This window comes from Ciceribacter ferrooxidans, assembly GCF_004137355.1.
In the GTDB taxonomy this organism is placed as follows: Bacteria; Pseudomonadota; Alphaproteobacteria; order Rhizobiales; family Rhizobiaceae; genus Allorhizobium; species Allorhizobium ferrooxidans.
Map to the genome: position 1 here is coordinate 1 of NZ_SDVB01000050.1, position 14,874 is coordinate 14,874.

Sequence of the window (14,874 nt, forward strand, 5' to 3'; positions counted from 1 at the left end):
CCTTCCTCCGCCGCGCACTCACCGATCCCGAGGCCGGCGGCTTTGCCGACCAGCACCGCGAGATCGAAGTCTGCGCGCTGCCGGGCGGGGAGGGGGAGGCGGGGCGGCCGGCGAGCGTCAGGCGCAACCTCGCCGAATCGCCGCTCGGCCCGCTCGCCCGCCTGAAGGGTCGGGACGGCAGGCCCTTCCTCGATAAGCAGGCGATCGAGGCGGGCGAGCGGCTCGCCGCCGATTTCCTCCGCGCCGGCCTGCAGCCGCGCATCACCTCCTCGTGGGAGCCGCGGCTTTCGAGCCGGGTCAAGGGGGCGGCCGGCGGTGCTGCGGAGCTCGGCGACAGCGCCCTTGCCGCAAGGCGCCGGGTGACGGCGGCGGTCGAGGCCATGGGGCCGGAACTCGCGGGCGTCGCGCTCGACGTCTGCTGCTTCATGAAGGGGCTGGAAACGGTGGAGCGCGAACGGCAATGGCCGGTGCGCTCGGCAAAGCTGATGCTGCGCGCCGCGCTGATGGCGCTCGCCCGCCATTACGCCCCGCCGGCGGCTGCGGGACGGCACACCCGCCACTGGGGCGCGGAGGACTATCGTCCCGAGATCGGCTGAGGAGCGGTTCTGTTCGGGGTGCGGCTGTGGCTGAGCGAGGCCTTCACCCCCCTCTGCCCTGCCGGCGTTCGTCGCTGCAATCGATTCACCGGATCGATTGCCCGGCTTCGCCGACCGCTCCTCACCCCCCTCAAGGGGGGAGACCGGGAGGACACGCATCGCCTCCGTCATGCCGGACTTGATCCGGCATCCAGCCGGCGAGCGTCGGCGAGCCGAAAGATTGTATTTCGAGGAAGGCGAAGACGTCTCCCCGCGCGATCGACATCGCGCGACTGGATGCCGGGTCGAGCCCGGCATGACGGTGGTTGGGAGGGGCGCGCCCCTTACCTTCGCCCTTCACGCCCACCTCTCCCTTCGCTTCGTGCGGAAACGGCCGGCGCGGTGCCGCTTGCCGATCTCCCCCGCAAGAGGGAGTGGGCGGATATCCATCGTCTCCGTCATGCCCGTCCTCGGGTTAAACCCGAGGATGATCCGGCATCCAGCCGGCGAGCGTCGGCGAGCCGAAAGATTGTATTTCGAGGAAGGCGAAGACGTCTCCCCGCGCGATCGACATCGCGCGACTGGATGCCGGGTCGAGCCCGGCATGACGGTGGTTGGGAGGGGCGCGCCCCTTACCTTCGCCCTTCACGCCCACCTCTCCCTTCGCTTCGTGCGCTGCTCAAAATTCCTATGCAATTGCCCTGCCCTTGTGGGGGAGATGCCCGGCAGGGCAGAGGGGGGTGAATCCTCAGTCTCGGTGTTGGCAGTGATCCCCCCTCATCCGCCTGCCGGCACCTTCTCCCCGCTCGCGGGGAGAAGGGACAAGCAGCACCGCGCCGAAGCAGACGAGCGGCGGCAGGGCCAAGCGATCAGCGTCCGGGTGCGCCTTCCACCAGCGCCTGGGCGGCTTCCTCGCGGATGCGCTGGATCATCGAGCGCAGCCCGTTCGCCCGCTGGGCGGAGAGGTGCTCGATGAGGCCGATCTTGCCGAAGAGGTCGATCGCGTCGAACTTGACGATCTCGGAGGCGCGCTTGCCGGAATAGGCGGCGAGCACGATCGCCACCAGCCCGCGCACGATATGGGCGTCCGAATCGCCGGAGAACGCGATCACCGGGTCGTCGCCTTCGCCGACCCTGGTCACCAGCCAAACCTGGCTCGCGCAGCCCTTCACCTTGCGTTCGGCGGTCTTTTCCGCCTCCGGCAGGTCGGGCAGGGCCTTGCCGAGCTCGATGACGTAACGATAGCGGTCCTCCCAGTCGTCGAGGAAGGCGAAATCGTCGATCATGTCCTGCAGGGTGGTCATTCCCGGCTCCGTGCGTTGTCTCCTACCGATATAGGCGATCTCGGCGGTGAATTGAACTGTTGCGCTGCGGGAAAAGAAAAACGCGGCACCTTTTGAAGGGCACCGCGTCGGCCGAAAGGGGCACAAGTCGACAGTATGGCAGTATGGCAGTCATGGGGCCCGGGGCGGCAACCGCGCCGGGCGAGCTTTCAAAATCAGGTGGCAGGCTTCGGCCGCGGCGTCGGTACGGCGCCTTCAGACGTGTTGACGGTGCCGGTCACGATGACGTCCGAGATGGCGTCGGCGGTTGCGGCGTCCTCGCTCTTGGCCTCGTCGCCGAACTGGCGGTCGAGAAGCTGGTAGGCGACGAGGGCGCCTTCACGGGCCCGTTCGCCGAGGGCGGCGAAGGTTTCCGCACCCTTGACGCAGACATCCGGCTTCACGCTGCAGATCTCGCTCACATAGGCATAGGCGTCGGTGGCCGCCGAGATCGCGTCGGCGACGTCGAGCGACGCGCCGGCATCCTGCGCCTCCGGCCGGGTGCCGAAATACGAGAGCAGCACCAGCACCATCGAAAACCAGAACGTTCCTTTGATCAGAAACCACATTGCGTTTTACCCGTCCGAGCATCACCGGTCCGTACCGGCTGCCGGGTCCTTCCCGGCGTGTGAGGGGAGCCTATTCGCGGGGTGGTAATTTCGCTTTGCAAAACTCGCTCAGGTTTTCGGCGAAATTGACTAAAATTCTAACGATCCGGCCCTCACGCACCATTTGCATCAAGTTTTAGCAATCGCCGTTAAGCATAAACAGGGGGTGGTTCCCCGAAATCCCGGCGATTTGCCGCGCGGCCTTCGGTCAAAAGTTAACGCGGCCCAGAAAATGCCGTAATTTCCGTCGCTTACGCCCCGTTAACCATGAATGCGAAAGCTTGGGCCCGGTGTTTCGGAATGGCGCAAACCGGGCCTTGCGAGGGGCCTTGCACCCCCTTGCTTTATCTTTTCCTTAAGCGCGCGGCGCCTATGGTCGGGGTGGTTCGAGAGTGCAAGCGTTCGCGGAAATTTGGCGTGCTGGTATTGAGTAAAATGGCTGACATGACGGTGGCGGTGCTGCATGACGCGGCGCATGCCTGCCTTGCGCGTACCGGCGCCGGACGGTCCGTTGCAGCGGCCGACGTGGTGCTGCTGCGCCGCGTGATGCAGGCCTTCCTGCCGCTCGTTCCGGTTGTTCCCGCCGCACTCCTCTTCGTCGCCGGCCCGGCCGTCGCGCTGCCGCTCGGCTTCGCGCTGGTCCTCTCGCTCTTCCTTCTTGCAAGCGTCGTCGCCTTTGCCTTCGCCCGCGTGCCCGCCCGTCCGGGCGAGACGGCCGAAGCGTCCGCCGAGGACGGCTTCTCCGCCGATGCCTGCCCCGGCCTTCTCCTCCGGCTCGATGCCAAGGGCCTGGTGCGCGCCGCCGGCGGCCGCGACCGCGAGGTGTTCTTCTCTTTCCTCCGCGATCCGATCGACCGCCCCTTCGTCGAGCATGTCCATGTCTCCGACCGGCTCGGCTTCGTCGAGGCGCTCGCGGACCTGCGCGCCGGCGTCGATGCGGTGGCGATCGATCTTCGCCTCGACCGGCCGATGCTCGGGCTCGAACAGTCGCAATTCATGAACGTCCGCATGGACATGACCGCGGTGCGCGGCGCCGACGGTGCGCTTTCCGCCGTCCACGCCCAGATCCTCGACATCGCCGGCGAGATGCGCATCCGCGACGAGGCCCGCCGCATGGCCGGCGAGGCGGCCGACGCGCACGAGACGAAATCGCGCTTCCTCGCCGCCGTCAGCCACGAACTCAGGACGCCGCTCAACGCCATCCTCGGTTTCTCCGACATCCTCGCGGGCGAGTATTTCGGCAAGCTCCAGAACGACCGCCAGCGCGAATATGTCGGCCTCATCCACCAGTCGGGCGCCCACCTGCTTTCGGTCGTCAACGCCATGCTCGACATGTCGAAGATCGAGGCCGGCCGCTACGAACTGACGCTCGAACCCTTCGCGATTGCCGAGACGATCAGCCATTGCGAAAACATGCTGTCGCTGCAGGCAAAGACCCGCGGCGTGACGCTGACGAGCCGGCTCGGCCGCGGCCTCGGCGAGGTCGTCGCCGACGAGCGCGCGGTGCGCCAGGTCTTGATCAATCTGGTCGGCAATGCCATCAAGTTCACCGAAGCCGGCGGCGCGGTCACGATCGACGCGGGCATCGAGGGCGGCGAACTGAAGATCGTCGTCAGCGATACCGGCATCGGCATCGCGCCGGAAAAGCTGTCGCTGATCGGCAAGCCGTTCACCCAGATCCACGGCGAGCTCAACCGCCGCTACGAGGGTTCGGGGCTCGGGCTGTCGCTGGTGAAGGGCCTGACGGCGCTGCATGGCGGCCGTTTCGAAATGACGAGCCGGCCGGGCGAGGGCACCGTGGTGGCGGTTACGCTGCCGGCGGACGGCTCCGGTATCATCGCTGTCGGCGATACGGCCGGCGCAGACAACAGGGTGGACTTCCCGCCGCGGCTGAAGGCGGAGGATGCCGTGGCCGCGCGAACGAAGGACGAATGGGTGCATGACGAAGCGAAAGCGAAAATCGCCTGAGAGGAAGCCCGCGCGCCGCGCGCCGGGCTTCGCCTCGCGGGCTGCCGGCGCGCTCGCCGGTTTCGCGGCTCGCCATCCCGTTGGTGTCGGCGGGGCGGCGGCCTTTTGCGTCGTGTTCGGCATGATCGCCGCCAACGCGCTGTGGTATCAGCCGGGCGTCCATCCCTCGCCCTTCTGGCGCACCCGCGACAGGGCCGATTTCAACGCGCTCGCCGGGCTCACCCGCAATCCGCTGATGGAAGATCCCGCGCGGGTCACGACCTTCCGCATCGAGCGGGCCGAGGAGCCGCAGGAGGGCGATGCCGCGGCCCCGGCCGAGGCCGCCACGTCTGCGCCCGCGGTGAACGAGACGACCGCCGCCGTTCCCCCCGTTGATGCTGCGGCCGATACCGGCCTCGTGCGTTCCGTGCAGGAGGCGCTCGCCCGCCGCGGCTTCTACGACGGCACCGTCGACGGCGTGACCGGCCCGCGCACGGAAGCCGCGATCGCCGCCTTCCAGAAATCCGTCGCCATGCCGGCGGACGGGCGTCCGAGCCCGGAACTTCTCGCAGCCCTCACCGTCGAAAGCGGCGCCGTCGCCGTTCGTCCGGCCCAGCGCCCGGCCGGCGACATCTCGCCCGCAGCCGGCGAGGACCCGGTCGCCGCCGCAATCCGCAGCGCCGAGCGCACCGTCACCACCGTATCGGAAAAGCGCCGCAAGGCGCAGACGGAGGAGCGCGCCGTCGAGGCGGTGCTGCGGCCGGCAAAGGACATCCCGCAGGCAATCGCCGGCGGCGCCGACCCGAACCTGGTGATGGCGATCCAGCAGGGGCTGAGCAACATCGCCTACAGCGACGTCAAGGTCGACGGCGTCGCAGGTGAGGAGACGCGGGCGGCGATCCGCCACTTCGAGCGCCACTACCGCCTGCCGGAAACCGGCGAGCCGAACCCGGCGGTGCTGAAGAAGCTCAAGGACATCGGCGCGCTCTGATTGTGCCTGATCTTAGACTTTCGTCTATATGCGAATATTTGCAAAGCCTTAACCACGATCTGCGATGATCCTCCGAATCTTGGGAGGGGTTTTCAATGACCGTGTCGAATGCGCTCGCCGTGAGTGAAGAGCATGATGTGCGCGAGGAGGCTGCGGCGGACGCCGCCGTCCTCAAGCGGATCGTCTCCGAAATGGCCCGCGAGGCCTCCGAGCTCGGCATCGACCTCGTCGACATCGCCGGCGCGATCACCGACGTCGCGGCGATGTCGAAGCGCCATGCCGTGACCTTCGACGAGATCACCCGCACCGCCCTTTCGATCGCGGAAACCAACAATGCGGTCGCCTCCGCGCTCGGCGAAACCGACGCCACCGCCGGCGAGGCCCGCCGGATGCTGTCGGACTCGGCAGGCCGCATGACCGGCGCGGTCGGCAAGATCGACCAGATGGTCAACGCCTCGATGGAGATCAGCAGCGAGATCGGCACCTTCTCGCGCTCGCTCTCGGACGTCGACAAGGTGGCGACCGAGATCGGCACCATCGCCCGCCAGACGAACCTGCTCGCGCTCAACGCCGCGATCGAGGCGGCGCGCGCCGGCGAGGCCGGCAAGGGCTTTGCCGTCGTCGCCTCGGAAATCCGCGCGCTGGCGCTGCAGACCTCGCAGGCGACCGCCTCGATCCAGGCGATCCTCGACGACATCCGCAGCAAGATCGAGAAGCTCGCCACCGCCGGCAAGGGCGCCAGCGAGAGCGCGCTCGACGTGCGCGAGACCTCGCAGGCGATGAACCAGTCCTTCGGCACCATGGAAGGCGTGATCACCCGCATCCTCGACAGTGCGTCGGTGATGGCGAAGACCACCGAGACGGTGAACGGCCAGTGCTCCGCCTTCGTCGTCACGCTCGGCGAGATGGCGGGCGAGGTCAGAAGCTCCGACGGCGCGCTGCAGGCCGCCGCCGCCCGCGTCGACAAGGTGGTGAACCTTTCCGAGACGCTGATCCAGCTCACCGCGAGCGCCGGCATCGAGACCGTCGACAGCGCCTGGATCCGCACCGCCCGCGGGGTGGCCGAAGGCATCTCGGCGGCCTTCGAGGAGGGCGTGCGCACCGGCCGCATCGCGATCGACGCGCTCTTCGACCGCCAGTACCGGCCGATCCCCGGCACCGACCCGGTGCAGATGATGGCCCGCTTCACCGAATTCACCGACAGGGTGCTGCCGCCGATCCTCGAGCCGGTGCTCTCCTTGAGCGACCGCGTCGGCTTCTGCGCCGCCGTCGACGTCAACGGCTACCTGCCGACCCACAACCGCAAGTTCTCCGAGCCGCAGCGGCCGGGCGATGCGGTGTGGAACACCGCCAACTGCCGCAACCGCCGCATCTTCGCCGATCGCGTCGGCCTTGCCGCCGGCCGCTCGACGGCCCCCTTCCTCGTCCAGACCTACCGCCGCGACATGGGCGGCGGCAATTTCGTCGTGATGAAGGACATCTCCGCCCCGATCATGGTCTCCGGCCGCCACTGGGGCGGGTTGAGGCTGGCGGTCAGGGTGTGAGGGGTCAGGCCCGAATTGCCTGCCGTTTGTCTGAGGGACTGGCTTCGGCGCGATGAGGTCGCCCGGCGCGCGCGAGCTTTTCCTCGATCGCGTGGCCGATCCAGCCGTTGAGAGATAGCCCCTCTGCTGCGGCGTTCATCGCGGCACGCTTGTGCAGATCGGGCGAGATCCGCACATTGAAGCTGCCCTTGTAGGGCTTCGCCGGTTCGCGGCCTTCTTCCTCGCAGTCCGCGAGGTAGGCGTCGATGAGGTCACGGGCGACCGCCTCGGCTTCGCTCGCGCGGTCGCATTCGGCGACCAGCACGTCGTCGATATGAAGCACCTTGACGAAGAGCGAGCCGTCATCGAACTCGACGGACGCCTGATAGCCCTTGTAAATGATTGTTTTCATATCAAATCCTGCTCGATCAGCTGCTCGCGTATCTGCCTGACCATATACGGTTTTATCTCGTTTCCGGGGTGGGGTTCATGCAGGCGGATGATCTGTTTCGTGGAGGAATGGACGAACTTCCGTCTCGATCCTCCGCCAGCGTCTTTTTCCTCGAAGCCGAGATTTGCGAGCATCCGTACAAGCTCCCTGTAAGGAAACGGTCCTCGGCACGCCTTGAAGTCCTCGACAAGCCTATCTCCGCGCGACATGTCTTCTCGCCGAAATTTTACGCCGTTTCGATGCGGCAGTGCAACTGAAATATAGTCGCATTCGGTGGCCGTTCATATGAGATAAGTTTCCGAAACATTCAAACCGGTGGCTGCGTGGCCAATGTTTGAGATGGTTGCGCAACGCAAGATTGCAGTCAAGGGTAGAGCTCTGTGTGTCACGCTCCGCTCGTGTTGGTCCGAGCATTCTTCACCAAGTTTCCGGAGCATGGTTTGACGCACGCAGCCACCTCCTCTCCCCCATTCCCTTCTCTCCCCGCTTGCCCTATGACGCGCGGATGCGTCTTCGTTCCGACATCTTCGTCTCCGCGCTCGTCCGCCGCGTGTTTTCGTCCGGCGGGTTTGCCGCCGTCGCCCGCAAGGGCGCGGAGGAGGCGGGCGCGATCTACGTGCGCCAGCGCTTTCGCGACGGGCTCGAAACGCTCTATGGCCCGGCGCCGCAGAGCCTGATGGCCGAGGAGGGGCGCGACGACCGCGGCTTCGAGGTGCGGCTGATGCGCGTCGAGGCGGGCGAGGTCGACGCGCTGCTTGCGCGCGAGGGCCGCTTCGACCCCGATTACTGGGTGGTGGAACTCGAAACCGACGACCTCGACGGCGTGCTGCCCATCGCCGGCGGCGAGGGGTAGGCGAGGGGCGTCCTCAGCCCCGCGGGCGCTTCGGCGCGACCGTCTCCCACGCCTTGCTGAGGAGATCTGCGACATCCGCCGGCTCGGCGCTCGCGTAGTGCAGCACCGTCCAGCCCTTGAGACCCCAGGCGCCGGGAACCGGCGAAAGCAGGCCGGGTGCTGCCGCGACGGCGAGCGCCTGCCGGTCGGGGGTAAGCTTCAGCACCACCTCGCCCGGCCGCGGCAGGGTGGCGAAGACTTTGTTGCGCAAGCGAAAATCGCGTTTGCCGAAATGGGCGCTCTCCTCCGCCTCGGGCAGCGACAGCGCAAGAGCGGCAACCTCGTCCTCGGTCATGACGGTCTCCTTCCTCCCCGCGCGAGGATAGGGGAGAGTGGGAGGCGGGACAATGGATAGGAAAATAATCCTTGACGACGTGACGGTCGTTTGCTAGTCTTTTGTCATGGTCGAAGAGGTGCGGCCGGGGTGGCCCGGTGGTGCCCTTGGCGCAAAAGGTCGCCGTCATCCCCGTCCTCGGGTTGAACCCGAGGATGATCCGGGATCCGGTGCGATCAAGTCCTTGATCGCAAAAGAGTCTTTCACGGCGCGGACGCGCCGTGGCTGGATGCCGGGTCAGGCCCGGCATGACGGAGGCGATGGATGCGCTGCCCGGTCTCCCCCTTGTGGGGGAGATGTCGGCGGAGCCGACAGAGGGGGGCGGACCTCCGATCTTGGGACCTGCGGTGATACCCCCCCTCTGCCCTGCCGGGCATCTCCCCCACAAGGGGGGAGATCGAACCGCGGTACCGCGCTGGCGTAATGCGAGTGCGTTCAAGTCATTGATCGCAAAAGAGTTTTTCACGGTGCGGACGCGTCGTGGCTGGATGCCGGGTCAGGCCCGGCAAGACGGAGGCGATGGATGCGCTGCCCGGTCTCCCCCCTTGTGGGGGAGATGTCGGCGGAGCCGACAGAGGGGGTGACCCCAATCTCGTCGCTCTCGGTGATACCCCCCTCTGCCCTGCCGGCGTTCGTCGCTGCAATCGATTCACTGGATCGATTGCCCGGCTTCGCCGGCCGCTCCTCAACCCCCACAAGGGGGGAGATCGAACCGCGGTACCGCCAGGCACTGTCAATCATTCGAGGCTCGGGGTTCCCCCGGGCCTTTTTTCGTCGGCGCGGGAGAGCGGCCGGCAGGGAGATCAGGCGATGGACGATCCCGCCGAATTCGACATTTCGGTCTTCGGCCTCTGGCCGTCAGGAGAGGCGGGCGCGGAGCCTGTGGCGGAGGTCGCGGGCCGGGAGGCACCGCCGCGGGTGCGCCGGGCGATCGGCCGGCTGTTCCTGGAATTGAAGTCGGCCGAGCGGCCGTCGCCGGTCGACGAATTCCAGATGCTCCTCAATGACCTGACGGCGGAGATGCGCGACCAGTTCGAGCTTTTCCGAAGGCTGCGGGCCTCGGCCGAGGCGTTGATCGCCGGCGAGGACGAGGCGGCGGCGAAGGCCGCGCGGGCCGATGCGAAGGCGGCGACCGATGCCATGGCGCTGCTCGTCCGGACGCTCGAAAAGATCGACGGCCTGCAGCGGCAGATCGTCCGCGACCGCGAGGCGGCGGAACTCCTGGCCGAGGAAGAGGGTGGCGATGCGGCAATCCGGGCGGAACTTCGGGCGATTATCGACGCACAGGCCGATGCCCGCGCAAGACGGCTCCTTCAGAGCTGGACCGCAGCCCGCGACGGCGCTGCTGTTGCTGCCCGGGACAGTCCCGGCGATCCCGGTGAACCGGAAAGCCCGCCGGGCGCAGAAAGCGGATGACAGGCGCGTGGTGAAGAAGGCTGGAAAAGGCCTGACGACGGCGCTTGACGAGAACTGCAAGGGGTTCGACGGCATAGAGGCCCTGAGGGCGCGAAGCGTCGCGTCGGTGGGGAGTCTCGCCGGCGCCATCGCAGCAAGTCTTCCGCTGCAGGCGCAGGAACCTCGGCCCGCGGAAGGCATCGTCGCCGATCCGGATGTCGGCGCCGTGCTCGCGCGGCTGGCGCTCTGCGATCCGGCGGTGCTGAGACGGATCGGACGGAGCTGGGAATTCACCGGCCGGCCGGAGCAAAAGCCGCCGGACGGCGACTGGCGCTCCTGGCTGGTGATCGGCGGACGCGGTTCGGGCAAGACCCGCACCGGCGCGGAATGGGTGCATGCGCTGGCGCTCAGCTCCGGCCCGCACAGCGATCTGCGCATCGCGCTCGTCGCCGAAACGCTCGGCGACGCCCGCGAAGTGATGGTCGACGGTGCCTCCGGCATCTGGCGGATCGCCCGGCGGATGCGGCCGGAGGTGGAAATCTCGCGCCGCCGGCTCCTCTGGCCGAACGGGGCGATTGCGCAATTCTTCTCCTCCGAGGACCCGGAGAGCCTGCGCGGGCCGCAGTTCCACTTCGCCTGGTGCGACGAGCTGGCGAAATGGAAATACCCCGACGAGACCTACGACATGCTGCAGTTTGCGCTGAGGCTCGGCGCCGCACCGCGGGAGCTGGTGACCACGACGCCGCGGCCGCTGCCGCTCCTGAAACGGCTAATCGCCGGCAAGGGGACGCGGGTGAGCCGGCTTTCGACGGCCGACAATGCGAAGAACCTCGCGCCCGGCTTCATCGCAGCGCTTCAGGACCGCTACGGCGGCACGCGGCTCGGCCGGCAGGAACTCGACGGCGAGCTGATCGAGGACCGCGAGGACGCGCTGTGGAAACGCGAGCGGATCGAGGCGCTGACGGTGAAGCTGACGGGGCCGCTGCGGCGCATCGTCGTGGCGGTCGATCCGCCGTCGGGCACCGGGCGCGAAAGCTGCTGCGGCATCGTGGTGGCCGGGCTCGAGGAGAACGGCCGCGCCGCGGTGCTCGCCGATTGTTCGGTGGAGGCGGCAAGCCCGGCGCAATGGGCGCAGGCGGTGGTGCGCGCCTACCGGCGCTTCGAGGCGGACCGGGTGGTGGCGGAGGCGAACCAGGGCGGCGAGATGGTGGCGGCGGTGCTGCGCAGCATCGATGCCGGCCTGCCGCTGACGCTGGTGCGCGCGACGCGCGGGAAATATCTGAGGGCCGAGCCGGTGGCGGCCCTCTACGAGCAGGGCCGGGTGGTGCATGCCGGCCGCTTTGCCGCGCTCGAAGACCAGATGTGCGATTTCGGCCCCGACGGGCTTTCCTCAGGCCGCTCGCCCGACCGGCTGGACGCGCTGGTCTGGGCGCTGACGGCGCTGATGCTGGAGCGCGCGGGCGAGCCGCGCGTCAGGGGCATCTAGATTATTTGGAGGACGGCTGGCCGGCGCCCTGGCGCATCTGGCGCCATTCGTTTTCCATGCGTTCGAGAACATGGGCCGGGATCGACTGGGCCTGGATCTGGGCAGGGGTCTGGGGCTGAGTGGGCTTCACTTGCATCCGGATCTCTCCTCAATGAACGGGTGCGTCCGACAGGGACGGGTCCAATTTTCACAGTGTTAAACCTTTGTAAATACTCCCTTCGGGCGCTCTAAACGATTGAATTTCTTTAAAACGATTAGAGTTTCGCGGTTTTTCACGGCTCCGTTGTCGCAGGACCTGTCGCACCCCTGGAAAGGGGTGGGTCGGCGGCGCCGTGCGCGGGAGCGGGGCAAGGCAGGGAGAGCGAATCGATGGCGGCCGACGAGCGTGACTTCTACCGGGCGATCCGGGCCGATCCCTTCGGCGGGCGCCTGACCGACGGGCAGGTGCGGGGGATTGCGGCGATCCGCGGCGCATGGATGAAGACGGCGCCGCAGGGCGATCCGCGCCATCTCGCCTACATGCTGGCGACCGCCTTCCACGAGACGGCGCGGACCATGCGGCCGGTGCGCGAGACGCTCGCCTCGACCGACGACAGGGCGATCGCGATCCTCGACCGCGCCTATGCCGCAGGCCGGCTGCCGCAGGTCGCCCGACCGTACTGGCGCCGCGACGGGAAGGGGCGGAGCTTCCTCGGCCGCGGCTTCGTGCAGATCACCCATAGGAAGAACTACCGGCGGCTCTCCGAGGCGCTCGGCATCGACCTCGTGAGCGACCCGGCCCGGGCGATGGAGATGGAGGTCGCGGCGACCGTGCTGGTGACCGGCATGGTGCGCGGGCTCTTCACCGGCGTGTCGCTCGCCGACGTCTTTTCGGCGACCAGAGAGGACTGGACCGGCGCCCGGCGCATCGTCAACGGCCTCGACCGGGCGGCGCTCGTCGCCGGCTACGGCCGCGCCTTTAGGAAGGCGCTCGGGTGACGCCCCGATCGAGAACGTCGATGGAAGGCGATTGAGCGGGGCGGGCGGCCATGCTATCCGGCGGCTGCCCGAATAGAGAGGCGCCCGCCGTCAACCAAGCCGGAGCGAAGGCCCGTGATCCGCCATATCGTCCTCTTCACCGTGCCGAAGCACGAAGACCTCGACGCCGTGCTCGACGGCCTGTCGATCCTGACCGGCATTCCCGCGGCGAAGCGTCTGGAGATCGCGACCAACATGAAGGCCGACCGCTTCGACGACGGCATCGACGTCGTGGTCTACGGCGAGTTCGAGGACGAGGCCGCACTCGCCGCCTATCACGCGCATCCGCTCTACCAGACCTCGATCGAGAGGGTGCGGCCGCTGCGCGGCCGGCGCTTTGCCGCGGATTACGATACGGCGGCAGCGATCACCGCGCCGCGGGGGTAGGGGGGCGCCACGCCTCCCTTACGATTGCCCCTCACCCTGACCTGCCGGGGCAGAGCCGCGTGTCTCTGCCCGTCCTTCGGACCCCCGTAAAGACGGGGAGAGGGAACGGCCGATGCGGTGCCGCTTGTCCCTTCTCCCCGCACGCGGGGAGAAGGTGCCGGCAGGCGGATGAGGGGCCAAAGTCGAGCGATGCGGCGAGGCCCGTGGATCCTCGGGTCAAGCCCGAGGATGACGACCTTCATATGTCGCAAGGGGGGTCTCGTTGATACGCCTCCACGAATTCCGACGCCGGCCATGTGTGCCGCACCGGTCTCCTCGACCGCTTCGCCATGTCGCAATCTCTCTTTGGGCACGGGTCCTCCACACACTCCGTCATCCTCGGGCTTGACCCGAGGATCCACGCACCAGGGTCGGTCGCGCGGGACATCGCGTCCGCCCGATCTCCCCACTTGTGGGGGAGATGTCACGAAGTGAAAAGGGGGGAACTCCAGTCTCTGTTTCCGCAGTGATACCCCCCTCTGCCCTGCCGGCGTTCTTCTGCTTACAAGGGGGGACATGCGGCGGCTCGACACCGACCCCCTCACTTGGAATTTCTAACACTTAGCTTTCAGCTAAGGTGTTGAAATTCCATTCTCCCCCACCGAGGGGGAGAAACGCCCATCGTCCGCACCAAACAACAGGAAAAATCCGATGAGATTGCCGTTTCGACTGCCGTGGGGAGCCGCGGCGGGTGAGGGAGCCGTGGCCGAACGGAAGGCTGTCGGCGGGCTGGCGCTGGTCGCCGGCGAGGGGCGGGCGCAGTGGAGCGGGCGCTCCTACGGCACGCTCGCCCGCGAGGGCTTCATGAGGAACCCGGTTGCCCACCGCACGGTGCGGCTGATTTCGGAAGCCGCCGCCGCCGTGCCGTGGCTGCTCTATGATGGCGAGAGCGAGGTCGGCGAGCATCCGGCGCTGACGCTGATGGCGCGGCCGAACGGGCGCACCGGCGGGGCGGATTTTCTGGAGGCGCTCTACGGCCACCTCCTGCTTTCCGGCAATGCCTTCGTCGAGCCGCTGGTCATTGGCGGGCGGGCGGCGGAACTGCACCTGCTCCGGCCTGACAGGGTGAGCGTGGTGGCGGGCCGCGACGGCTGGCCGGAGGCCTATGAATACCGCGCCGGTGCCCAGGTGCGGCGGATCGCGGCGGAAGGCGAGGGCGCGCTTCTGCACCTCAAACTCTTCCATCCGCTCGATGATCATCTCGGCTTTCCGCCGCTTGCCGCAGCGCAGGTGGCGCTCGATCTGCACAATGCCGCGGCGCGCTGGAACAAGGCGCTGCTCGACAATTCCGCCCGGCCCTCCGGCGCGCTCGTCTACCAGCCGAAGGAGGGCGGCAATCTCGCGCCGGACCAGTACGAGCGGCTGAAGCGGGAGCTGGACGAGGGCTATTCCGGGCCGATGCGGGCGGGGCGGCCGCTGCTGCTCGAAGGCGGGCTCGACTGGAAATCGATGGGGCTCTCGCCCCGTGACATGGATTTCGTCGAGGCGCGGAACGGCGCGGCGCGCGACGTGGCGCTCGCCTTCGGCGTGCCGCCGATGCTGCTCGGCATTCCCGGCGACAATACCTATGCCAACTACCAGGAGGCGAACCGCGCCTTCTTCCGGCTGACCGTGCTGCCGCTCGTCAACCGCACGGCGAAGAGCTTTTCCGGCTTCCTCTCCGGCCTCTTCGGCGAGGCGCTGACGCTTGCCCCCGACCTCGACCAGGTGGCCGGCCTCGCCGCCGAACGGGACGCGCTCTGGGCGCGGCTCGGCGGTGCGGACTTCCTCTCCGACGCGGAGAAGCGGGCGGCTGTCGGCTACGGACCGGGGACGGACTGAGGCGGTCCGGGAGCGTCCTCAAGCGATCCGCGAAGAGCTTGAATCGGTCTCTGAAGAAGCGGAATCGAAATCGCAGGAACGCCCGC

The 14,874-nt window shown here is 67.7% G+C and carries 17 protein-coding genes; 10 read left to right on the forward strand and 7 right to left on the reverse strand.

What is annotated here, in order from left to right; translation table 11 throughout:
* On the forward strand, positions 1 to 596 hold a 596-nt coding region (locus EUU22_RS01185; RefSeq protein WP_245484874.1), incomplete at its 5' end, for a DUF6456 domain-containing protein.
* 454 nt (positions 597 to 1,050) lie between these two features.
* Here the strand turns inward: EUU22_RS01185 and EUU22_RS25110 are convergent.
* The 3 genes from EUU22_RS25110 to EUU22_RS01195 all read right to left on the reverse strand — a co-directional run bounded on the left by EUU22_RS25110 (position 1,051) and on the right by EUU22_RS01195 (position 2,466).
* On the reverse strand, positions 1,051 to 1,224 hold the full coding sequence (locus EUU22_RS25110; protein WP_165351030.1) for a hypothetical protein: 174 nt from the start codon (positions 1,222 to 1,224) through the stop codon (positions 1,051 to 1,053).
* Between the two features lie 220 nt (positions 1,225 to 1,444).
* A complete protein-coding gene (locus tag EUU22_RS01190) occupies positions 1,445 to 1,879 on the reverse strand; it encodes a SufE family protein (protein WP_129330298.1) in 435 nt (144 codons plus the stop codon).
* Between the two features lie 194 nt (positions 1,880 to 2,073).
* Complete coding sequence (locus EUU22_RS01195) at positions 2,074 to 2,466, reverse strand: DUF5330 domain-containing protein (RefSeq protein WP_129330299.1); 393 nt, start codon at positions 2,464 to 2,466, stop codon at positions 2,074 to 2,076.
* Between the two features lie 474 nt (positions 2,467 to 2,940).
* Here EUU22_RS01195 and EUU22_RS01200 point away from each other — a divergent pair, with 474 nt between their 5' ends.
* The 3 genes from EUU22_RS01200 to EUU22_RS01210 all read left to right on the forward strand — a co-directional run bounded on the left by EUU22_RS01200 (position 2,941) and on the right by EUU22_RS01210 (position 6,987).
* Positions 2,941 to 4,473: a sensor histidine kinase gene (locus EUU22_RS01200; RefSeq protein ID WP_129330300.1), complete on the forward strand. Its 1,533-nt coding sequence runs from the start codon at positions 2,941 to 2,943 to the stop codon at positions 4,471 to 4,473.
* Positions 4,445 to 5,443: a peptidoglycan-binding domain-containing protein gene (locus EUU22_RS01205; RefSeq protein WP_129330301.1), complete on the forward strand. Its 999-nt coding sequence runs from the start codon at positions 4,445 to 4,447 to the stop codon at positions 5,441 to 5,443. The genes EUU22_RS01200 and EUU22_RS01205 overlap by 29 nt, the downstream gene beginning before the upstream one ends.
* Before the next feature lie 95 nt (positions 5,444 to 5,538).
* On the forward strand, positions 5,539 to 6,987 hold the full coding sequence (locus tag EUU22_RS01210) for a methyl-accepting chemotaxis protein (RefSeq protein ID WP_129330302.1): 1,449 nt from the start codon (positions 5,539 to 5,541) through the stop codon (positions 6,985 to 6,987).
* A gap of 4 nt (positions 6,988 to 6,991) precedes the next feature.
* Here EUU22_RS01210 and EUU22_RS01215 read toward each other — a convergent pair whose 3' ends face one another.
* Positions 6,992 to 7,378: a type II toxin-antitoxin system HicB family antitoxin gene (locus EUU22_RS01215; protein ID WP_129330303.1), complete on the reverse strand. Its 387-nt coding sequence runs from the start codon at positions 7,376 to 7,378 to the stop codon at positions 6,992 to 6,994.
* On the reverse strand, positions 7,375 to 7,626 hold the full coding sequence (locus EUU22_RS01220; RefSeq protein ID WP_129330304.1) for a type II toxin-antitoxin system HicA family toxin: 252 nt from the start codon (positions 7,624 to 7,626) through the stop codon (positions 7,375 to 7,377). Before EUU22_RS01220 ends, EUU22_RS01215 begins: the two co-directional genes overlap by 4 nt.
* 296 nt (positions 7,627 to 7,922) lie before the next feature.
* Between EUU22_RS01220 and EUU22_RS01225 the strand changes: the two genes are divergently transcribed.
* Positions 7,923 to 8,270: a DUF1491 family protein gene (locus EUU22_RS01225; RefSeq protein WP_129330305.1), complete on the forward strand. Its 348-nt coding sequence runs from the start codon at positions 7,923 to 7,925 to the stop codon at positions 8,268 to 8,270.
* Between the two features lie 13 nt (positions 8,271 to 8,283).
* On the opposite strand, the gene EUU22_RS01230 is transcribed toward EUU22_RS01225, so the two are convergent.
* On the reverse strand, positions 8,284 to 8,604 hold the full coding sequence (locus EUU22_RS01230; RefSeq protein ID WP_129330306.1) for an MmcQ/YjbR family DNA-binding protein: 321 nt from the start codon (positions 8,602 to 8,604) through the stop codon (positions 8,284 to 8,286).
* 849 nt (positions 8,605 to 9,453) lie between these two features.
* Between EUU22_RS01230 and EUU22_RS25770 the strand changes: the two genes are divergently transcribed.
* Together EUU22_RS25770 and EUU22_RS01240 are read left to right on the forward strand one after the other, a co-directional pair.
* Positions 9,454 to 10,059: a hypothetical protein gene (locus EUU22_RS25770; RefSeq protein WP_245484875.1), complete on the forward strand. Its 606-nt coding sequence runs from the start codon at positions 9,454 to 9,456 to the stop codon at positions 10,057 to 10,059.
* Positions 10,060 to 10,297: 238 nt separating this feature from the next.
* Complete coding sequence (locus EUU22_RS01240) at positions 10,298 to 11,524, forward strand: DNA-packaging protein (RefSeq protein ID WP_245484876.1); 1,227 nt, start codon at positions 10,298 to 10,300, stop codon at positions 11,522 to 11,524.
* Position 11,525: 1 nt separating this feature from the next.
* Here EUU22_RS01240 and EUU22_RS25940 read toward each other — a convergent pair whose 3' ends face one another.
* The gene (locus EUU22_RS25940; RefSeq protein WP_280527677.1) at positions 11,526 to 11,660 is read right to left on the reverse strand and encodes a hypothetical protein; all 135 of its coding nucleotides are present in this window, start codon (positions 11,658 to 11,660) and stop codon (positions 11,526 to 11,528) included.
* Between the two features lie 233 nt (positions 11,661 to 11,893).
* Between EUU22_RS25940 and EUU22_RS01245 the strand changes: the two genes are divergently transcribed.
* The 3 genes from EUU22_RS01245 to EUU22_RS01255 all read left to right on the forward strand — a co-directional run bounded on the left by EUU22_RS01245 (position 11,894) and on the right by EUU22_RS01255 (position 14,788).
* Entirely contained in the window at positions 11,894 to 12,502 is a 609-nt protein-coding gene (locus tag EUU22_RS01245; protein WP_129330308.1) for a hypothetical protein, read from the forward strand.
* Positions 12,503 to 12,616: 114 nt separating this feature from the next.
* A complete protein-coding gene (locus EUU22_RS01250) occupies positions 12,617 to 12,928 on the forward strand; it encodes a Dabb family protein (RefSeq protein WP_129330309.1) in 312 nt (103 codons plus the stop codon).
* A 690-nt stretch (positions 12,929 to 13,618) separates the two neighbouring features.
* A complete protein-coding gene (locus EUU22_RS01255; RefSeq protein ID WP_129330310.1) occupies positions 13,619 to 14,788 on the forward strand; it encodes a phage portal protein in 1,170 nt (389 codons plus the stop codon).
* Positions 14,789 to 14,874 lie beyond the last annotated feature (86 nt).

Bases quoted from the DNA above. Each gene is read 5' to 3' on its own strand.
- EUU22_RS01190 (WP_129330298.1), bottom strand. From the start codon at position 1,879: ATGACCACCCTGCAGGACATGATCGACGATTTCGCCTTCCTCGACGAC.
- EUU22_RS01195 (WP_129330299.1), bottom strand. From the start codon at position 2,466: ATGTGGTTTCTGATCAAAGGAACGTTCTGGTTTTCGATGGTGCTGGTG.
- EUU22_RS01200 (WP_129330300.1), top strand. From the start codon at position 2,941: ATGGCTGACATGACGGTGGCGGTGCTGCATGACGCGGCGCATGCCTGC.
- EUU22_RS01205 (WP_129330301.1), top strand. From the start codon at position 4,445: ATGACGAAGCGAAAGCGAAAATCGCCTGAGAGGAAGCCCGCGCGCCGC.
- EUU22_RS01210 (WP_129330302.1), top strand. From the start codon at position 5,539: ATGACCGTGTCGAATGCGCTCGCCGTGAGTGAAGAGCATGATGTGCGC.
- EUU22_RS01215 (WP_129330303.1), bottom strand. From the start codon at position 7,378: ATGAAAACAATCATTTACAAGGGCTATCAGGCGTCCGTCGAGTTCGAT.
- EUU22_RS01220 (WP_129330304.1), bottom strand. From the start codon at position 7,626: ATGTCGCGCGGAGATAGGCTTGTCGAGGACTTCAAGGCGTGCCGAGGA.
- EUU22_RS01225 (WP_129330305.1), top strand. From the start codon at position 7,923: ATGCGTCTTCGTTCCGACATCTTCGTCTCCGCGCTCGTCCGCCGCGTG.
- EUU22_RS01230 (WP_129330306.1), bottom strand. From the start codon at position 8,604: ATGACCGAGGACGAGGTTGCCGCTCTTGCGCTGTCGCTGCCCGAGGCG.
- EUU22_RS25770 (WP_245484875.1), top strand. From the start codon at position 9,454: ATGGACGATCCCGCCGAATTCGACATTTCGGTCTTCGGCCTCTGGCCG.
- EUU22_RS25940 (WP_280527677.1), bottom strand. From the start codon at position 11,660: ATGCAAGTGAAGCCCACTCAGCCCCAGACCCCTGCCCAGATCCAGGCC.
- EUU22_RS01245 (WP_129330308.1), top strand. From the start codon at position 11,894: ATGGCGGCCGACGAGCGTGACTTCTACCGGGCGATCCGGGCCGATCCC.
- EUU22_RS01255 (WP_129330310.1), top strand. From the start codon at position 13,619: ATGAGATTGCCGTTTCGACTGCCGTGGGGAGCCGCGGCGGGTGAGGGA.